Genomic DNA, 16,496 nt, shown 5'->3' on the forward strand with positions numbered 1-16,496 from the left:
TTGCACTAATACTGCGTTGTGAGAATTTTTAAAATAAAAAAAGCTGCTCCAACTTGTGAGACAGCTTTTTTAAAAATTAAATATGTTATAATCGTTATTCTGTAAATTTTTTAAATATAGAGCTTGCCACATGCCCGCCAAAACCAAATGTATTACTCATGGCATAATTAACTTCTCTTGATTGTGCTTTTCCGAGTGTGAGGTTAAATTTGTCTGCAAATTCTGGTTCTACATTTTGTGTATTTATCGTGGGCGGAACTATATTTTCCTGAACGGCTTTTATACACGCAATGGCTTCAATTGCTCCGGCACCGCCAAGTAAATGTCCTGTCATTGATTTTGTGGCGCTGATATTGGCATTCGGATTTATTCCGAAAACTTTTTCTACAGCTTTCAGTTCACTCATATCTCCGGTTGGAGTAGAAGTAGCATGTGCATTAATATAATCAATTTCGTTTGGAGAAATTCCGGCTTCTTCAAGAGCAAGTTCCATTCCTATAACAGCTCCTTCACCTTCTGGATGTGTTCCTGTTAAATGATAAGCATCTGCTGCTAAACCTCCGCCTACAATTTCGGCTAGAATTACAGCATTTCTTTTTTTGGCATGTTCATAGCTTTCTAATATTACAACGCCGGCGCCTTCACCCAAAACAAATCCATCTCGGGTAACATCAAAAGGACGAGAAGCTTTTGTATAATCATCATTTAATGTAGACAATGCTTTTGAGGCATTAAAACCGCCAATTGATGATTCTGAAACAGAAGCTTCAGAACCTCCGCTGATAATCATGTCGGCTTTTCCCCAGCGAATATAATTAAACGCATCGATAATGGCCGTATTACTGGCTGAACAAGCCGCAGCAGTTGTGTAATTAATACCACGAAGTCCGTATTTGATAGAAATAGCGCCCGAAGCAATATTGACAATTCTTTTCGGAATAAAAAACGGACTAAATCTTGGTGCTCCGTTTCCTTTTATATATTCTCCAATTTGTTCTTCAAATGTAGAAATACCTCCGTCACCGCAGCCCCAGATAACGCCAATTCGGTTTTTATTTAAAGAATCAAAATCAATATTGGCATTTTTGACAGCTTCATGAGCCGCATATAAAGCGTATTGTGTAAAAAGATCATATTTTCTAATTTCATTTTTCTCAAAAATAGGCGAAGCATCAAAATTTTTAACTTCGCAGGCAAATTTGGTTTTAAATTGTGTCGTGTCAAATCTTGTTATGGCAGCCGCACCGCTAATTCCGTTAATCAAAGAATTCCAGTATTCCTGAACATTATTCCCAATAGGAGTTACTGCTCCTAATCCTGTTATTACTACTCTTTTCATTATTTTTTAGGTCTTAATTCTGTTAATATCGTTTCTCTTACCAAATCAAAATCATCATCGCTGGTAAGTCTTGAAAGCTGTACAATGGCCACCATATTGGTTATAATCATTATGGCTTTTGTTCTTGGCTGCATTTCAAAATCAAATAATTTGAGTTCCTTTCCTTCGGTTAAAATCTCCGTAATCCAGTTAATTACAATTTGAGCAAATTTTTGAAGTTCAGCTTTTATAGATTCATCAAGAGTATTTAAATCTGTAGCTAATGAGCCTACGATACAAACTTTATTTTCTCTTTTTATCTGTGCCTGTACGTCTATAAAAGCCTCAAGTTTTACTAATGGAGATTCATTTGCAACTCTTTCTTTCAGAGCCTCACAACGGGCGATATGTTCTTTGATTGTTGCTACGCCAAGATCTGATTTGGTTGGAAAGTGATAATGTATAGATGCTGTTTTTATGCCTATATCATTTGAAATATCTTTAAAACTAAAAGCATTATACCCTTTGTTTCTAATATATTGATCTGCTTTGTCTACAATTACTTCGCGTGTTGTCATAGTTGTATATTTTTAATACAAATATACTACCTATTAGTAGATAGGCAAATTTATTTATTTTTATTTTAAGAAAAATTATGGCTGTAAAACAAAAAATCCCTCTCATTAAGAAAGGGATTTTCCGGGTTTAATAGAATTTTGGTCAGTCTATTGCTTTTATAAATTCCAAATTTTGAATGCCTAAATTTGAAATTCCAAATTCAAATTCGGATTTGGAATTTCTTTGATTGGATTTTATTTATAAGTTGATTGCTACTCCGGTTCTGGATTTTATTAAGGGAATAACTTTTGACTCTGAAAGTGCAAATTTTTCCATTAATAATCTTGCCGTTAAGTAGCACACAGTAGATTCTGCGCCTTGATTTAAGTTTACATTATCTTTTTCAAGACCATCATAACCACCTCCGCTTACCGGATTGTACATAATTTGATTTAAATGATTTTTACCTAAAAACCAGTTAAATGCAGTTTTCATTTTGTGTTTATATTCTGGAGTTTTAAAAGCATTGTAAAATGCATTTAAAGTCTGAATTGTGTATGTAACATCAATCGGCTGCTCTCCATATTGTTGCGGCTCTGAACCTTTGTGATACCAGCTTTGGTTTGAAATAGCTTTGAAATTTCCGTCAATGAATGTTTTAGACATTAGGAAATCTAACGAATCTAAAGCAACTTTTTTGTAAACGGCTTTGTTTGTAATTAAATAAGCGTACAACATTGATTCCGGCAGAATTCCGTTTCCATATGTTAAATAATTTTCAAACCACTGCCAGTCTTCTGTAGCTGTATCTTCGTAATTTGCTAATAGTTTTGCATTTAATTTATTGATAATTGCGGCAACATATAAATTAGGTATGGCATTGTGATATAAAAATAACCCTTTTGTAGCAAAGCCAATTGCTCTTGGTGATTGAATATTTTCTGCCCATTTTAAAGAATCCAGTAAGCATTTTGTTGCTTTTTTTGAGATGTTTTCCGGAAGAATATCAGCATTAGAAACTACAGTTCCAAGCGCCCAGATTGCTCTTGCGTTAGAATCTTCCAGATTAACTTCGGCATTTTGTTCAACATGCTCACGATTTTCTTTATCAACATAATTGATAAAATCTCCTTTTGGTCTCTGGCATCTTTCGATGAAATCCAGGTAAATTAAAATATAAGGAAGATCATCTTTGTCTCTTGTTAGTTTATAGTGCATACAAAATGCAATCAGCGCACGTGCATTATCATCTAGAGTATAACCTGATTCAAGATCCGGAATCGAAATTTTGCTAAACTGAATAATTCCCAGATCAGTAGTTAATCTTTTGATATGTCTTAATTGAATATCCGGATAACTGTATTTAATATCTGATGGATTTTCAATTAGTTTTTTATACGTATTCATGTGTGTTAATCCTGCATTTTCCCAAGACGAAGCTCTCATTTTAGTAAATGCATTAATTCCCATTTCATGTCTTAGATTCTCATCTGCGATTAATTTTAATGTTTCTTCTGCAAATTGATCTACGTTTCCTATATCAACGAGAATACCACAGTCTGAAGTTAGAACTTCTCTTGTATGCGGGATTTTTGATGCCACCATCGGACATGCACAGCTCATGGCATAGGCAAAAGTACCGCTAACGGCCTGGTTTGGATCTTTTGATGTAAATAAGTAAATATCAGTTGCTTTTAAATATTCTAACAGTTCTTCGGTATCTAAATATTGGTTAATGAAACGAACATTGTTGCGTAAATTTAATTCATCAACAAGTGCTTCCAGTTTATCACGATAAGCGTCGACGCCATCTTTAATCAAATTTGGATGCGTTTTTCCAATAATTAAATACAATACATCCGGTTCTTTTTCGACAATTTTGGCCAAAGCCTGTAAACCGGTTTCGATATTTTTTCCCTCTCCCAAAAGTCCGAAAGTAGAAAGAACGATTTTATTTTGTATACCGAATTTTTCTTTTGCCTGTTCCGGAGTTTCATAAATTACTATATGCGTTCCGTGTGGTACGGTTGTAATGATATCAGCATCAACATCATAATCCTTAATCAAAATTTCTTTTGACTGATTTGTCATTACAAAAACAGAGTTACTGTAGCTTAAAAGTAATTTTACAAATGTTTTTAATTCGTTATTCGGGTTTGGAATAACACTGTGAAAAGTATAAGTTACCGGTTTTTTAACTGCATTTAAAAAATCAAGTAAATGATCGCCGTAGTTACCGCCAAATAAACCAAATTCATGCTGAATGTGAATTAACTTTACATTTTCATCTTCATTAATTTGCTGCGCAACTTTAGCATATTCAGCTTTTTCTTTTGTGTTTAAAGTATAGGCTTGTGTAGGGTTCGTTTTTGGCTTATCGACCAGTTCGCAAATTTCACAAGTTATCGATTTACCAAAAACATCGGTAATTCCTTTAATTGTATCTTGAGTATAAGTTGCGATTCCACATTGAGTTGGAGGAAATGTAGAAAGAAAAACTATTTTTGATTTATTCGATATCGTCTTCATTGGGATTCTGTTTTAGCTCGGTTAATAAGTCGTTAAGGTTCAAAGTAGCCACCGCAATCTTGTCATCGGCGGCACCGTAATAAATATATAATTGGTCATCAAAAATGGCTGTTCCTGTTGGGAAAACAACATAATTTACATAACCATGTCTTTCATAATATTCAGATGGCGTAATAATTGGACTTGGTAATCTGCCTATTACTCTGCTCGGATCATTTCGATCTAATAATGCGGCACAGGCATGATAAACAAGACCTTTTTCGCGTTTTTCGGCAGCGTGATAAATTAAGAGCCATCCATCTTTAGTTTCAATTGGCGGAGCGCCCGGACCAATATGACTTGTTTCGTGATCATATTTGGGTTCCATCATAATGTGTTCGGGCAGATTTTTCAAATAACTTTTCCAAAAATCTACAGTCAGATCTTTTTTCTTTTCAAATGAAACTATCTGAATTGAAGGAAACAATCGGTGTAATGCCACAAATTTTCCGTTTATTTTTTTCGGAAAAAGAACTACGTTTTTATCCCAAACCAATAAATTTTCTTTTATGGTTTCGCTTAAAGGATAATTTCTAGCGGTATTAAAAGCCAATATTCTTGCAATACCTGGATTTTGCAAATGATTGCGAATTAGGTTTTTAAATTCATGTAAAATAAATTTTGGAGTAATAATCCCTTTCTTTTTAAAAGAAACCAAATCTTTGGATACTGCAACAGCTCCGCAGGCATTAATACCATCATATGTTACATAAGTCAGATAAAACTTGTCGTCGATTTTTGTAATTCGCGGATCTTCTACACCGTGAATTTCATAAATATATTCAGGTACAAAAAATGGTTCTGTATGACGTTCTGCTAAAGTTGTCGGACCTTCAAAACGGCAATATCCAATTGTCGAGAAGTTTCCTCTTTTTGCAGCTCTGTAAAACATATGAACATTATTTCCATCTTGATATATGGCAGGATTCAATACACCCATTTCTTCAAAGGGCCTATCTGTTTTCTCTAAAATGACACCAAGTTTTGTTGCTAAAGTGTTTTGAGTAGTTACTGCTTCCATATCTAAATTTCTATAGGTTAAAATTACCTTGGGAACAAAGCGAGGATTAACTCAATCGATCAAAAAATTAACTCAAAAGCATTTAGGTGGGAATTGTATAAGGTTGAAATTGAAATTCTAAAAGCGATCGATAAAATTATGATTTTTAATTGATTGCGATAAAAATTGCAACCTTTTGAGTTAATGGTTTTTGTAAGTAAAATAGAACTTTGATATACAAACAAATCAGACTTGCAGAAAAGTCATATTTATAATTTAAAATTAAATATTATGTTACGTTGGACAGTTACATTTATAATTCTAGCTATAGTAGCCGGAATTTTTGGTTTTGGGGGAATTGCCGCCGGAGCCGCCAGTATAGCAAAAATTTTATTCTTTATATTCTTAGTATTGTTTATTATTTCATTAATAAGCGGAAGAACAAGAGTTTAGAATTTTAGTTTATTAAATAAAAAAGCGAAATCAGCTACTGTGTTGATTTCGCTTTTTTGTTTCAGGTTTAACGTTTCATGTTTTAATCATAGTATTAACGCAAAGCACGCTAAGATTTTCAATAAGTTAGGGTTTTATCAAACCACGAAGTTTGCAAGCTATGTCAATGTCGATCAAGCTTTTCGAACTTTAACATTAAAAACGCAGCCTGTAAAAAAACTCAGCGTTAAAATTACGGTTATAATCAAACAACTCACAATTCACAACTCATAACCCTTCTTAGTTATAAAAGCAATTGGTATGCCGATACAAAATATCAGGATTAAAACTGAAATCAATAATGGGAGATCGAATTCTTTTGATGGAAGTTTTGGAAATACTGCAGGCAGAACAATCAGGTTCATTACAATCCAAACGAAAATTCCATATACAGATCCCGACAAAAATATATTTTTTCGCAAAAGCGGTACATGAGGATATATTTTATAATAAAAATAAGCAAAAGCCAGAGCAATAAAATAGTGTAGGAGCAAACCATAAACCATCATTTGTGCGCCGCTGGTGTAAGCGTGTTGTTTAAAAACGCCGCTGGCAATCGACAGCAGAATTTTTTCGGCTGTTGTTTTATGTAAGATAACAGAATAAATTAAAATTGCGGCCAGAATATCCAAAGTGCCTGCCAATAAACCAGAAATTAAAATAGTATTAGATTTTGATCTCATTCAATTAGAGTTTAGTTAGGTACTGAAAAATAGTATTCAATTGGTGTGTATGTCTTTGTGTATGTACGAGTGCAAAATCAATCCATTCATACATTGTAAATTTATCAAAACCCGGTACCTGAAAGTCCAGACAGGTTAGTGTCAAATCATATTTTTCGGCACAATCCAGTAATTCAGATTCTATTCTTAGTAATTCCAGACTAAGTTCATTTTTACTGTATTCTTTTTTTTCAGGTATAAGAAAAACCGGTGAATCCATTTTTATGCTAAAGTTTAAAAACAGTCCTTCTATATCTTTTATTTTTTCGTCTGGTTTTCTGGTTGTTTTTTCTGTTTTTCCTCCAAATAATTTAGGATAACCTGAACATGCCAAAATAATGTGCTGTACAACTTGGCCAGGTGTCCAGCTTCCCTGAAAAGGAATTTGATTTATTTCGTTTTCAGAAAATTTAGAGAATATCTCATTTAATTTTTTGAATGTTTCAACAATATTTTTTTGAACATCTGTATTCATATTATTGATTTTTTAGATTTAATTTACAGAGGTAATCCACCAGACATTGCCAAACGGATCTGTAACACCGCAGGTTCTTCCGTAATCCTGATCGCTTAATCCCATTAACGAAACGGCACCGTTTTCTAATGCTTTTATATACGTTTTATCGGCATTAAGAACATATACAAATAAGTTAGCTGTTTGTTTAGACCAGTCTTTAGTTTCGTCGGTTACCATAATAGTGCTTCCATTTAAGGTAATTTCGGCATGCATTATGGTTCCGTCTTCGCGAAGTGCTTTCGAATTTGTTTCCGAAGCCCCGAAAACTTTTTTTGTAAAATCAATAAATTGCGATGCCCCGTTAAGAATCAAATAAGGCATTATGGTTTGGTGTTCTGCTGGTAAATTCATTTTTTTGTGTTTTAGATGTTAGTATCTCAAAAATACGATTTTTATTGCAATATTATGTAAATCAATAAATTGTGATTTTAGGGAAGTACTTCGCAATGAAAACCATGCGAATTAAGGACTTCGATTATTTTATGATTTGAAATTGCCGAACCATGAACACGTAAAATTTTATCGCAGTCCTCGAGATCAAAATTGATAGCGCTGTTTGGAAAATGTTCAAGAAGTTTCCCCACAATCATAATCGATTGTTCGACTTCCTGAACATTTGTTTTGAAAACTTCTATCATCGTTTCCGGATTTTATAAGTTTACAGGGCGATATTTTTAAGTCGCTCTATTTTATGATAATAGATATAAGAAATAGCCAAAATAACTAAAAAGATTAATGGGAAGAAAGACTGAAAATTAATACCATCAACTGCAAAATGGCTGATTGAAGCAAATATAAAATCGAAACCAAATCCGGCATAAGCCCATTCTTTTACATTTTTAGGAACAGATGGAATTACTAAAATCAAAACCCCCAGAATTTTGAACACAACCAGTGCATTTCCAAAATATTCAGGGTAGCCCAAATGTCTGATTCCTTCTTTTGCTAATTCTGTCTGCGAAGTCAATGCTGGCATAACGCCTTCAAATAGAAAAATAATAGTGGTTGTAATCCAAAAAATAATCTTTGCTTTTTTCATGTGGTTTATTTTTAAATAGTTATTAGTTAATGTATTACAAATGTACTATTCTTATTTTCTCATGAAATACTTATTTGCGACTATTTTAGGGGCATTTTGGACAAGATTTTTGATTTTTGATTTTAGAGTGTAGATTTTAGATTTAACACAAAGCATGTCATTGCGAGGAACGAAGCAATCTCATAAGCTAAATTAAATAGTGCATATAATTAGTGCGGTTGTTTCGTTCCTCGCAATGACAAATTAGAATCTAAATTTTAAAATTTCAAATTTACATCAGTTGATAATTCGTAATCAAAAACAAATCCTCAAAACCTAATCTGGTGTAAATACCTTTTCCTAAAGCTGAAGCTTGTAATTGTGCATAATTACAATTGGCATCAATGGCTTCGTTTATGGCAAATTTCATAATTTCTTCTGCAAAACCTTTTTTACGCATTTCGGAAATAACGCCAACGCCGTGTATTCCCATAATATTTCCGGTTTGAAAAAGAGTTAATGTTCCAATTGCTTTTTCTTCAAAATGAACTAAATAAAACTTGGCATTTTCATAATTATGAACCAGAGTTTCTTTGCTGATTACATAACTAAAAGACAACGGATAAATATCTGACCAGGTTTTGGCATCTTCTTCATTTAAAACTCTTTTAAATGTGAGATTGTTTTGAAGTGGAAATTTTTCGCCCAGTTTTAAAGCCATGGCCATCAATTCAATTCTGATTTTAAAGCCGTTTTTTTCAAAAAGATCTTTAGAATCACTTCCAAAAATATCCCAATAGGGAATTACTAAACCCGGATTTTTCTCCATGATTTCCATAATCTGAATAAAATCTTTTTCGGTAATATCTTCTCTAAACCATAAGCGGTTTGGCCAGCCCGAGTTTTTAATTTGAGAAAATTCTAAAAAACCGGCAGTATGATACGAAAGGAGAGGAGCTGCAACGGTTTTCCAAAGAGTTGTGAGATTATCAATATTGTCTTTGATAAGATTTATATTGTTCATTGTAAATAACGAGTTTGAATTATAAAACAAAGATAAACTGAGTTTTTCAGGAAAGCCTTTACATATGTTGATTTACAAATCTTTTTCCAGACTTTTTCTGATTCGGCTTAACTGCGTTGGCGTAATGCCTAAATGCGATGCAATATGCAGTAACGGAACCCGATCTGCAATACTTGGATGTTTTTCCAATAGTTTTCCATATCGTTCTGTAGCATTTTGCATTACCAAAGCAACTTCTCTTTCTTCTTTATCAATAATCCAGTTTTTTTCTAAATGAGCAATATAAAAGTTTTTGAGATCGTCATTTTCATTAATCAGTGAAATATATTCTTTATAATTCAGATTGATGATAACAGAGTCTTCAAGTGCTTCTATCGTAAAATTAGAAGGCAGTTGCAGCATTAAGGAAACTTTAGAATCGGCAAAATAATTTTCCATAAAGAGATTTTTATTGTAGAAATTTCCGTGCTGATCGGTTATAAAAGCTCTCAGAATTCCTTTTGCAATAAAATGAAGGTTTTTGGCGATTTCTCCGCTTTCTAATACTGTTTCTCCTTTTTTAAGAGTTTGAAATTCTGTTATGTTTTCAATCAATTTCCATGATTCTTCAGAAATAGGATAGTAATTTTCAATGGTTTGTTTTAATTGATTGAGGTATTTCTGTTGGTCAGATGTCATTTTGTTTTTGCTTTTGCGAAAGACTAAAATTAGATAAGTTTTTTGTTTGATGCAAACTGAATAATGGCTCTCGCAAAGTTGCAGAGGCGCACTTTAAAAAATAAATCTGCGTGAAAAACAAATCTTTGCGACTTCGCGTCTTTGCGGGAAATTCAAAAAAACTTTGCGTTCTTCGCGTAAAACCTTGCGTTCTTTGCGGTTAATTTCAAATAAAAAAACGCCATGAAACCGAAGTCTCACAGCGCTTTTCCTCTCAAAAAATAAATAATTAACGGGTAATTGGGTATATTATTTCCAGCCACCGCCCAGAGCACGGTACAATTCTGTATTGGCTGTAAGCTGTTGTCTTTTAATATCAGCAAGTTCCAGTTCGCTTTGCAATAAATTTGCCTGCGCGGTTAAAACTTCAAGATATTCTGCCATACCGTTTTTGAATAAAAGGTTGGCATTTTTAATTGCCTGCTGTAATGTTTTTACTTTTTCTTTAAGGAAAGTTTCCTGTTGCTGCAATTTCTCTACTTTAACCAAAGCATCCGAAACTTCGCTAACGGCAACCAAAACAGATTGTCTAAAAGCTAAAACCGCTTTTTCTCTTTCTGCGACAGCGATATTATACTGCGTTCTCAATCTTTTGTTGTTGAAAATGGGCTGGGTTAAACCACCGGCAACAGTTCCGAATAAAGAAGCCGGAATGTTGAACCAGTTGCTGGTTTCAAAAGAGTTTACGCCGCCTTGAGCCGTAATTCTGAGAGCTGGGTATAAATCCGCTTTCGTGATACCGACATTTGCGTTGGCAGCTTTAAGAGCCAATTCGGCACTTTTTACATCAGGTCTTCTGCTTACTAATGAAGAAGGAACTCCTATTGCTGTATTGTGTTTTACTTCAATAGCACTTAACTTAACTGATCTTTCTTTTGCATTTGGAAAAGAACCGGTTAAAACGCTTAACGCATTTTCCTGGATCGCAATGTTTTGCTCCAATAAAGGAATTAACTGCGCTGAGTTTAATTTTTGTGCTTCAGACTGCTGAATCGCTAAAGTTGTAACCTGACCCGCATCGTATTTTAATTTGATAATATTGGTAGTACTATCATTTAATTTTAGATTTTGTCTGGCAATATCCAATTGCGCATCAAGCATTAAAAGATTGTAATATCCTCTGGAAACATTAGCAACAATATTCGTCTGTAATGCTTTTTTAACTTCTTCAGACTGAAGATATCCTGCGTAAGCTCCTTTCTTTTGGTTTCTAATTTTCCCCCAAATATCAGCTTCCCACGAAAGTGAAGCTCCTGCAGAATAATCATCAATATGTTTGGCGCCAATGGCCTGATTTAAGTTCAATCCTGTAAAACTATTGTCAGACGGATTGCTTGTGCTTGCGTTTACAAACAAATTAACCTGAGGGACATTACCCCATTTAGATTGTGTAAAACGATATTGTGCAATTTCGATGTTTTTTTCGGCAATCTGCAAATCGTTGTTTCTTGCAACGGCGCTGTCGATTAACTTGATAATATCTTTTTCTGTAAAGAAGTTTTTCCACTCCACATCAGCAATACTTGATGTATCACTCGAAGTTGATGCATTCCTGAAATTTTCAGGAAATGCATCTTTTGGAGTTTCAATATCCTTCGAAACTTTACAGGATATTAAGGTCGTGATCAGAATGGCGAAGGTCACGATTTTGGTTATATGATTTTTCATTAGTCTTTTTATTAAATTTCTACCCGTTGGGTTTATTCTTTTAAACACATAGAGACATAGTTTTTTGAGGCTCTAGAAAGGCGTTTCACTTGTTTTAAATGCACATAGTTTTGCTATGTGTTGAAACTAGTTTCTTCTAATCTCTCTTTTAGACATACAATTCTATGTCTCTATGTGTTAAAATATATTTTTTTAAATCTCACTAGCAGATTAAATTTCTGTACAAGTATCTTTTCTAGTTTCAAGATCTCTTGAGATTCTGTACGATATATATCCGATGCCAAATATGATGGCGACAAGTATGGTTGTGATATAGTTTTCCATTTATTAGTTTTCTTCGTTATGAATTACGGCAACTGGTTTTCCAGAAACCTTTTCTTGTAAATGCTGGAAGATGATGAATAAAACAGGAATGATAAACAAACCTAGAATTACTCCTGAAAGCATACCTCCGGCTGCCCCAATACTGATGGAATGGTTACCTTGTGCTGATGGACCTTTGGCACTCATCATTGGTATTAAACCAACCACAAAAGCAAGAGACGTCATGATAATTGGTCGCAGACGTAATTTTGCTGCGGTGATAGAAGCTGCAATTAATCCTTGTCCTGATCTTCTTCGCTGTGCCGCAAATTCCACAATCAGGATGGCATTTTTAGCGAGAAGCCCGATCAGCATGACAAGCGCAACTTGTACGTAAATGTTGTTTTCGATTCCAGTTAATCCAATAGCAGCGAATACTCCAAAAATACCTGCAGGGATTGACAAGATTACGGCCAATGGCAAAATGTAACTTTCGTACTGTGCAGCAAGTAAGAAATAAACGAATATCAAACACAGTAAGAATATTGTTGCCGATTGCCCTCCTGACGAAATCTCCTCACGAGTCTGACCCGAGAATTCAAACCCGTAACCTGCAGGCAATTGTTGTGCTGCTACTTCTTCAATTGCTTTAATAGCATCTCCGGAACTAAACCCAGGTTTCGGAATGGCATTAATAGAAATTGAATTGAATAAATTGTATCGTGATGCGGTTTCAGAACCATAAATACGGGTTAGTTTTACTAAAGTATTTATTGGTACCATTTCGCCTGTTTTGTTTTTTACAAAAACTCTGTCAATTGCTGTTGGATCAGCTCTGTCCTGAATATCGGCCTGAACAACCACACGGTAATATTTACCAAATCTGTTGAAATCAGATGCCTGAGCACTACCAAAATATGCCTGCATGGTTTGTAAAATGTCTTTTACATTTACACCTAACTGATTTGCTTTTTCATCGTTGATTTCCAATTGTAATTGAGGATAATCAGCTTTAAAAGATGTAAAGGCAACAGCAATTTCAGGACGTTTCATTAATGCTCCGATAAATTCCTGAGAAATACCACTGAATTTATCCAGTTTTCCTCCAGTTTTATCCTGAAGAACCAAATCTAAAGCCTCAACGTTACTAAATCCGGGTACAGTTGGGAAACTGAATACGAAGAAACTTCCGCCAGAAATAGCGCCCAGTTTACCACGAACCTGATTCATGATTTCGTCAATGTTTTTTACTTCGCCGCGTTCTTCGTTTGGTTTAAGCAATACGAATACAACTGCCGAAGACGGGCTTGTAGAATTTGTCAATAAGTTGAAACCAGAAATTGCGGTTACAAATCGTGAAGCGTCTAATGCTTTTAAAGTATTTTCAGCTTCAGTCATCACTTTTTGAGTTCCGTCTAAAGATGTTCCAGATGGTGTATTTACCGCAATTGCAATAAATCCCTGATCTTCTGTTGGAATAAACCCTGCAGGAGTTGTTTTTACCATTACAATCGTAGCAACAACAATTAAAGCAAGTCCGCCCATGCTTAACCATTTTCTTCTGATTAAGAATTTAATTCCGCCTACGTAACGATTAGTCAAAGATTCAAAACTGCTGTTGAAAGCACTGAAGAATTTTTCTTTAAATCCTTTTTTCTCATAAGGCGCATCGTGATCGTGTGCTCCGTGATTATCTTTTAAGAATAATGCAGCAAGCGCCGGACTCAATGTTAAGGCATTTACAGCCGAAATTACAATTGCAATTGCCATAGTAAAGGCAAACTGACGGTAGAAAACTCCTGTTGAGCCTTCCATAAAACCAACCGGCAGGAATACAGCAGCCATTACCAGCGTAATCGAGATAATAGCACCCGTTATTTCGTGCATTGCTTCATGGGTTGCGATTTTTGGAGACAAACGTTTATGCTCCATTTTCGCATGCACCGCTTCGACTACCACAATGGCATCATCGACCACAATACCAATCGCCAGAATTAATGCGAAAAGCGTTAATAAGTTGATCGAAAATCCGAATAACTGCATGAAGAAGAACGTTCCTAAAATTGCTACAGGTACAGCAATAGCCGGGATTAATGTTGATCTAAAATCTTGCAAGAAGATAAATACCACAATAAATACAAGTATAAAAGCTTCTAGTAATGTATGCTCAACCTGTTCGATTGATTGGTCTAAAGATACTTTTGTACTATAGAAAATGTTGTGTTTGATGCCTGTTGGAAAATCTTTAGAAGCTTTTTCCATCATTTTGTTAATGGCAATCTGAATATCATTTGAGTTTGATCCAGCTAACTGGATAACCCCAATTACGATTCCTTTTTTACCATTTAAACGAGTTAAACTGTTATAAGAATATGCTCCAAGTTCAACTCTCGCAACATCTTTTAAGCGAAGTACTGAACCATCTGCATTAGAACGTATAGCAATATTTTCATAATCCTCAGGTTTAGTTAATTTCCCTTTATATTTAATAACGTATTCAAAAACTTCTTTGCTTCGTTCTCCAAATTTTCCCGGAGCCGCTTCCAGACTTTTGTCCTGAATGGCAGCCATAACTTCATTTGGAGTCACTTTATAAGTTGACATTTGTGTAGGATTCAACCAAACACGCATTGAGTAATCTTTTACACCCCCAAAAATACTGGCAGAACCTACACCCGGAATACGTTTTAACTCCGGAATAATATTAATCTGAGCATAGTTGGCAACAAAAGTCTGATCGTATTTAGCTTCATCATCGGTATACATACCAATTGCCATGATAAAACTGTTTTGTTGTTTTGCGGTGATAATACCTTGCTGAACAACCTCGGCTGGCAATTGGCTTGTTGCCTGAGCAACACGATTTTGTACGTTTACCGCAGCCTGATCGGCATCTGTTCCAAGTTTAAAGAAAACAGTAATTGCCAAAGTACCGTCGTTGCTGGCAGTAGAACTCATATACGTCATGTTTTCTACACCATTTATAGATTCTTCGAGAGAAGGTGCTACAGAACGTAAAACCGTTTCTGCGTTGGCTCCCGGATATACCGCTGTTACCAAAACCGATGGAGGCGCAATATCAGGAAACTGTTGTAAAGGCAGTTTAGTTAAACCCAATACTCCCAGAATAACCAATAAAATGGAAATTACGGTTGCCAGTACAGGTCTTTGTATAAATATTTTGAACATTGTGTTTTAGAATTATTTTTTGTTAGTTACTTCGGCAACTTTAGTTGATTTCTCAGGCTGAATCGCTTGTCCGTCCTGAAGTTTGTCGATACCGCTCAACACGATTTGGTCACCGGTTTTTACACCTTCTTTAATTAAATAATTAGTTCCGCTTTTACCTACAACTGTTATAGGCATTTTAGTTACTTTGTTGTCTTTCCCTACAGTGAAAACAAATACTTTGTCCTGCATTTCTACTGTAGCCGACTGTGGAACTAAAATTGCATCGTCGTGCTGTAATCCTAAACGGATTTTTCCTGTGTTTCCAGAACGAAGTGTTCCGTTTGCATTTGGGAAAGTTGCTCTAATCGTGATTGCTCCGGTTGTTTTATCAAACTGACCGTCAACCATATCGATTTTTCCAGTTTGAGGATACGCATTATTGTCTGCTAAAATCAAAGTAACCGGAGGTAATTTTTTGATTTTATCGCCAAGTGAGCTTCCTTTATACTGCTCTTTAAAGTTGATGAAATCAGTTTCACCCAAAGAGAAATAAGCAAATACTTCGTGAACGTCTGATAAAGTTGTAAGTGGCTCAACATCAGAAGCAGAAACTAAACTTCCTTGTTTTTTAGGTAATCTTCCAATGTACCCGCTAACTGGAGCCGTTACGTTTGTATAACCTAAATTGATTTTAGCAGAACCTACCATTGCTTTTGCCTGTTCGATATTGGCAGCAGCGATTTTTTGAGAAGCTTTAGCTGTTTTTAACTGATAATCAGAAACTACTTTGTTCTGTACCAGCGGAGTCAATTTGTCAACTTCTAAATTGGCATTGATTAAAGCTGCTTCTGCAGCATGAAGACTTGCCAAAGCATTGTTTAACTGCTCACGAAATGGACGCTCATTGATTTTAAATAATGTTTGTCCTTTGCTTACATAAGCTCCTTCGTCAACAAAAATTCTGTCAAGGTTTCCGCTCACTTGCGGACGAATTTCAACATCAACAGTTCCTTGTATAGAAGCAGGATATTCAGAGTCAGTTGTAGTGTTTGCACTTGTAATAGCCAACACTGGTAAAACCGGTGGAGGTGGAGCAGTAGGTGCCTGATTTTTATCGGCACAGCTGCTTAAAACTAAGGCCAGAATAAAACTGGTTATAATTACATTTTTCATTTTCATAGTGGTTTTAATTGGTTGAACATTTTCTCGGATTAAATTCTTTGGTATTCTGGCATTCTCGGGATTCATATTTAATAAAATTAAATTATCTAACATTGTTAAGTAAATGAGCGCAAATTTCCATACAGTGAGTCTTTTTAATTCTACTTTAATCAGTATTAAATTATCTAACGTTGTTAAGTAAAAATCTAAAAAAAGAGTTTTAATTATCTTTATTAAATTTTCTAACAGTGTTAAGTTA

The 16,496-nt window shown here is 34.8% G+C and carries 15 protein-coding genes; 1 reads left to right on the top strand and 14 read right to left on the bottom strand.

Features of this window, described 5'->3' with window-relative positions; genetic code table 11:
* Positions 1–94: 94 nt before the first annotated feature.
* The 4 genes from fabF to BUC29_RS18725 all read right to left on the bottom strand — a co-directional run bounded on the left by fabF (position 95) and on the right by BUC29_RS18725 (position 5,465).
* Complete coding sequence (gene fabF, locus BUC29_RS18710) at positions 95–1,339, bottom strand: beta-ketoacyl-ACP synthase II (RefSeq protein WP_073417706.1); 1,245 nt, start codon at positions 1,337–1,339, stop codon at positions 95–97.
* Positions 1,339–1,896: a TetR/AcrR family transcriptional regulator gene (locus tag BUC29_RS18715; protein ID WP_073417707.1), complete on the bottom strand. Its 558-nt coding sequence runs from the start codon at positions 1,894–1,896 to the stop codon at positions 1,339–1,341. Before BUC29_RS18715 ends, fabF begins: the two co-directional genes overlap by 1 nt.
* 238 nt (positions 1,897–2,134) lie before the next feature.
* Positions 2,135–4,405 carry a glycosyltransferase gene (locus BUC29_RS18720; protein WP_073417708.1) on the bottom strand — a complete coding sequence of 757 codons (2,271 nt, stop codon included), beginning with the start codon at positions 4,403–4,405 and terminating at the stop codon, positions 2,135–2,137.
* On the bottom strand, positions 4,386–5,465 hold the full coding sequence (locus tag BUC29_RS18725) for a glycoside hydrolase family 130 protein (RefSeq protein WP_073417709.1): 1,080 nt from the start codon (positions 5,463–5,465) through the stop codon (positions 4,386–4,388). Before BUC29_RS18725 ends, BUC29_RS18720 begins: the two co-directional genes overlap by 20 nt.
* Positions 5,466–5,735: 270 nt before the next feature.
* Between BUC29_RS18725 and BUC29_RS18730 the strand changes: the two genes are divergently transcribed.
* A complete protein-coding gene (locus tag BUC29_RS18730; protein WP_073417710.1) occupies positions 5,736–5,897 on the top strand; it encodes a DUF1328 domain-containing protein in 162 nt (53 codons plus the stop codon).
* A 260-nt stretch (positions 5,898–6,157) separates the two neighbouring features.
* On the opposite strand, the gene BUC29_RS18735 is transcribed toward BUC29_RS18730, so the two are convergent.
* The 10 genes from BUC29_RS18735 to BUC29_RS18780 all read right to left on the bottom strand — a co-directional run bounded on the left by BUC29_RS18735 (position 6,158) and on the right by BUC29_RS18780 (position 16,324).
* Positions 6,158–6,619: a DUF1440 domain-containing protein gene (locus BUC29_RS18735; RefSeq protein WP_073417711.1), complete on the bottom strand. Its 462-nt coding sequence runs from the start codon at positions 6,617–6,619 to the stop codon at positions 6,158–6,160.
* A gap of 4 nt (positions 6,620–6,623) precedes the next feature.
* Positions 6,624–7,133 carry a DinB family protein gene (locus tag BUC29_RS18740; protein ID WP_073417712.1) on the bottom strand — a complete coding sequence of 170 codons (510 nt, stop codon included), beginning with the start codon at positions 7,131–7,133 and terminating at the stop codon, positions 6,624–6,626.
* An 18-nt stretch (positions 7,134–7,151) separates the two neighbouring features.
* Positions 7,152–7,526 carry a VOC family protein gene (locus BUC29_RS18745; protein WP_073417713.1) on the bottom strand — a complete coding sequence of 125 codons (375 nt, stop codon included), beginning with the start codon at positions 7,524–7,526 and terminating at the stop codon, positions 7,152–7,154.
* Between the two features lie 77 nt (positions 7,527–7,603).
* Complete coding sequence (locus tag BUC29_RS18750) at positions 7,604–7,813, bottom strand: hypothetical protein (RefSeq protein ID WP_073417714.1); 210 nt, start codon at positions 7,811–7,813, stop codon at positions 7,604–7,606.
* A 20-nt stretch (positions 7,814–7,833) separates the two neighbouring features.
* Entirely contained in the window at positions 7,834–8,214 is a 381-nt protein-coding gene (locus BUC29_RS18755) for a DoxX family protein (RefSeq protein WP_073417715.1), read from the bottom strand.
* Between the two features lie 271 nt (positions 8,215–8,485).
* Positions 8,486–9,217, bottom strand: coding sequence for a GNAT family N-acetyltransferase (locus BUC29_RS18760; RefSeq protein WP_073417717.1), 732 nt, complete (start codon positions 9,215–9,217; stop codon positions 8,486–8,488).
* Positions 9,218–9,289: 72 nt separating this feature from the next.
* Positions 9,290–9,895: a Crp/Fnr family transcriptional regulator gene (locus tag BUC29_RS18765; RefSeq protein ID WP_073417719.1), complete on the bottom strand. Its 606-nt coding sequence runs from the start codon at positions 9,893–9,895 to the stop codon at positions 9,290–9,292.
* 288 nt (positions 9,896–10,183) lie between these two features.
* On the bottom strand, positions 10,184–11,602 hold the full coding sequence (locus BUC29_RS18770; protein ID WP_073417721.1) for a TolC family protein: 1,419 nt from the start codon (positions 11,600–11,602) through the stop codon (positions 10,184–10,186).
* A gap of 327 nt (positions 11,603–11,929) precedes the next feature.
* On the bottom strand, positions 11,930–15,094 hold the full coding sequence (locus tag BUC29_RS18775; protein WP_073417723.1) for an efflux RND transporter permease subunit: 3,165 nt from the start codon (positions 15,092–15,094) through the stop codon (positions 11,930–11,932).
* A gap of 12 nt (positions 15,095–15,106) precedes the next feature.
* Positions 15,107–16,324, bottom strand: a complete 1,218-nt coding sequence (locus BUC29_RS18780; protein ID WP_073417799.1) for an efflux RND transporter periplasmic adaptor subunit — start codon at positions 16,322–16,324, stop codon at positions 15,107–15,109.
* Positions 16,325–16,496: the final 172 nt, after the last annotated feature.

The organism is Flavobacterium defluvii, assembly GCF_900129555.1.
Classification (GTDB): domain Bacteria; phylum Bacteroidota; class Bacteroidia; order Flavobacteriales; family Flavobacteriaceae; genus Flavobacterium; species Flavobacterium defluvii.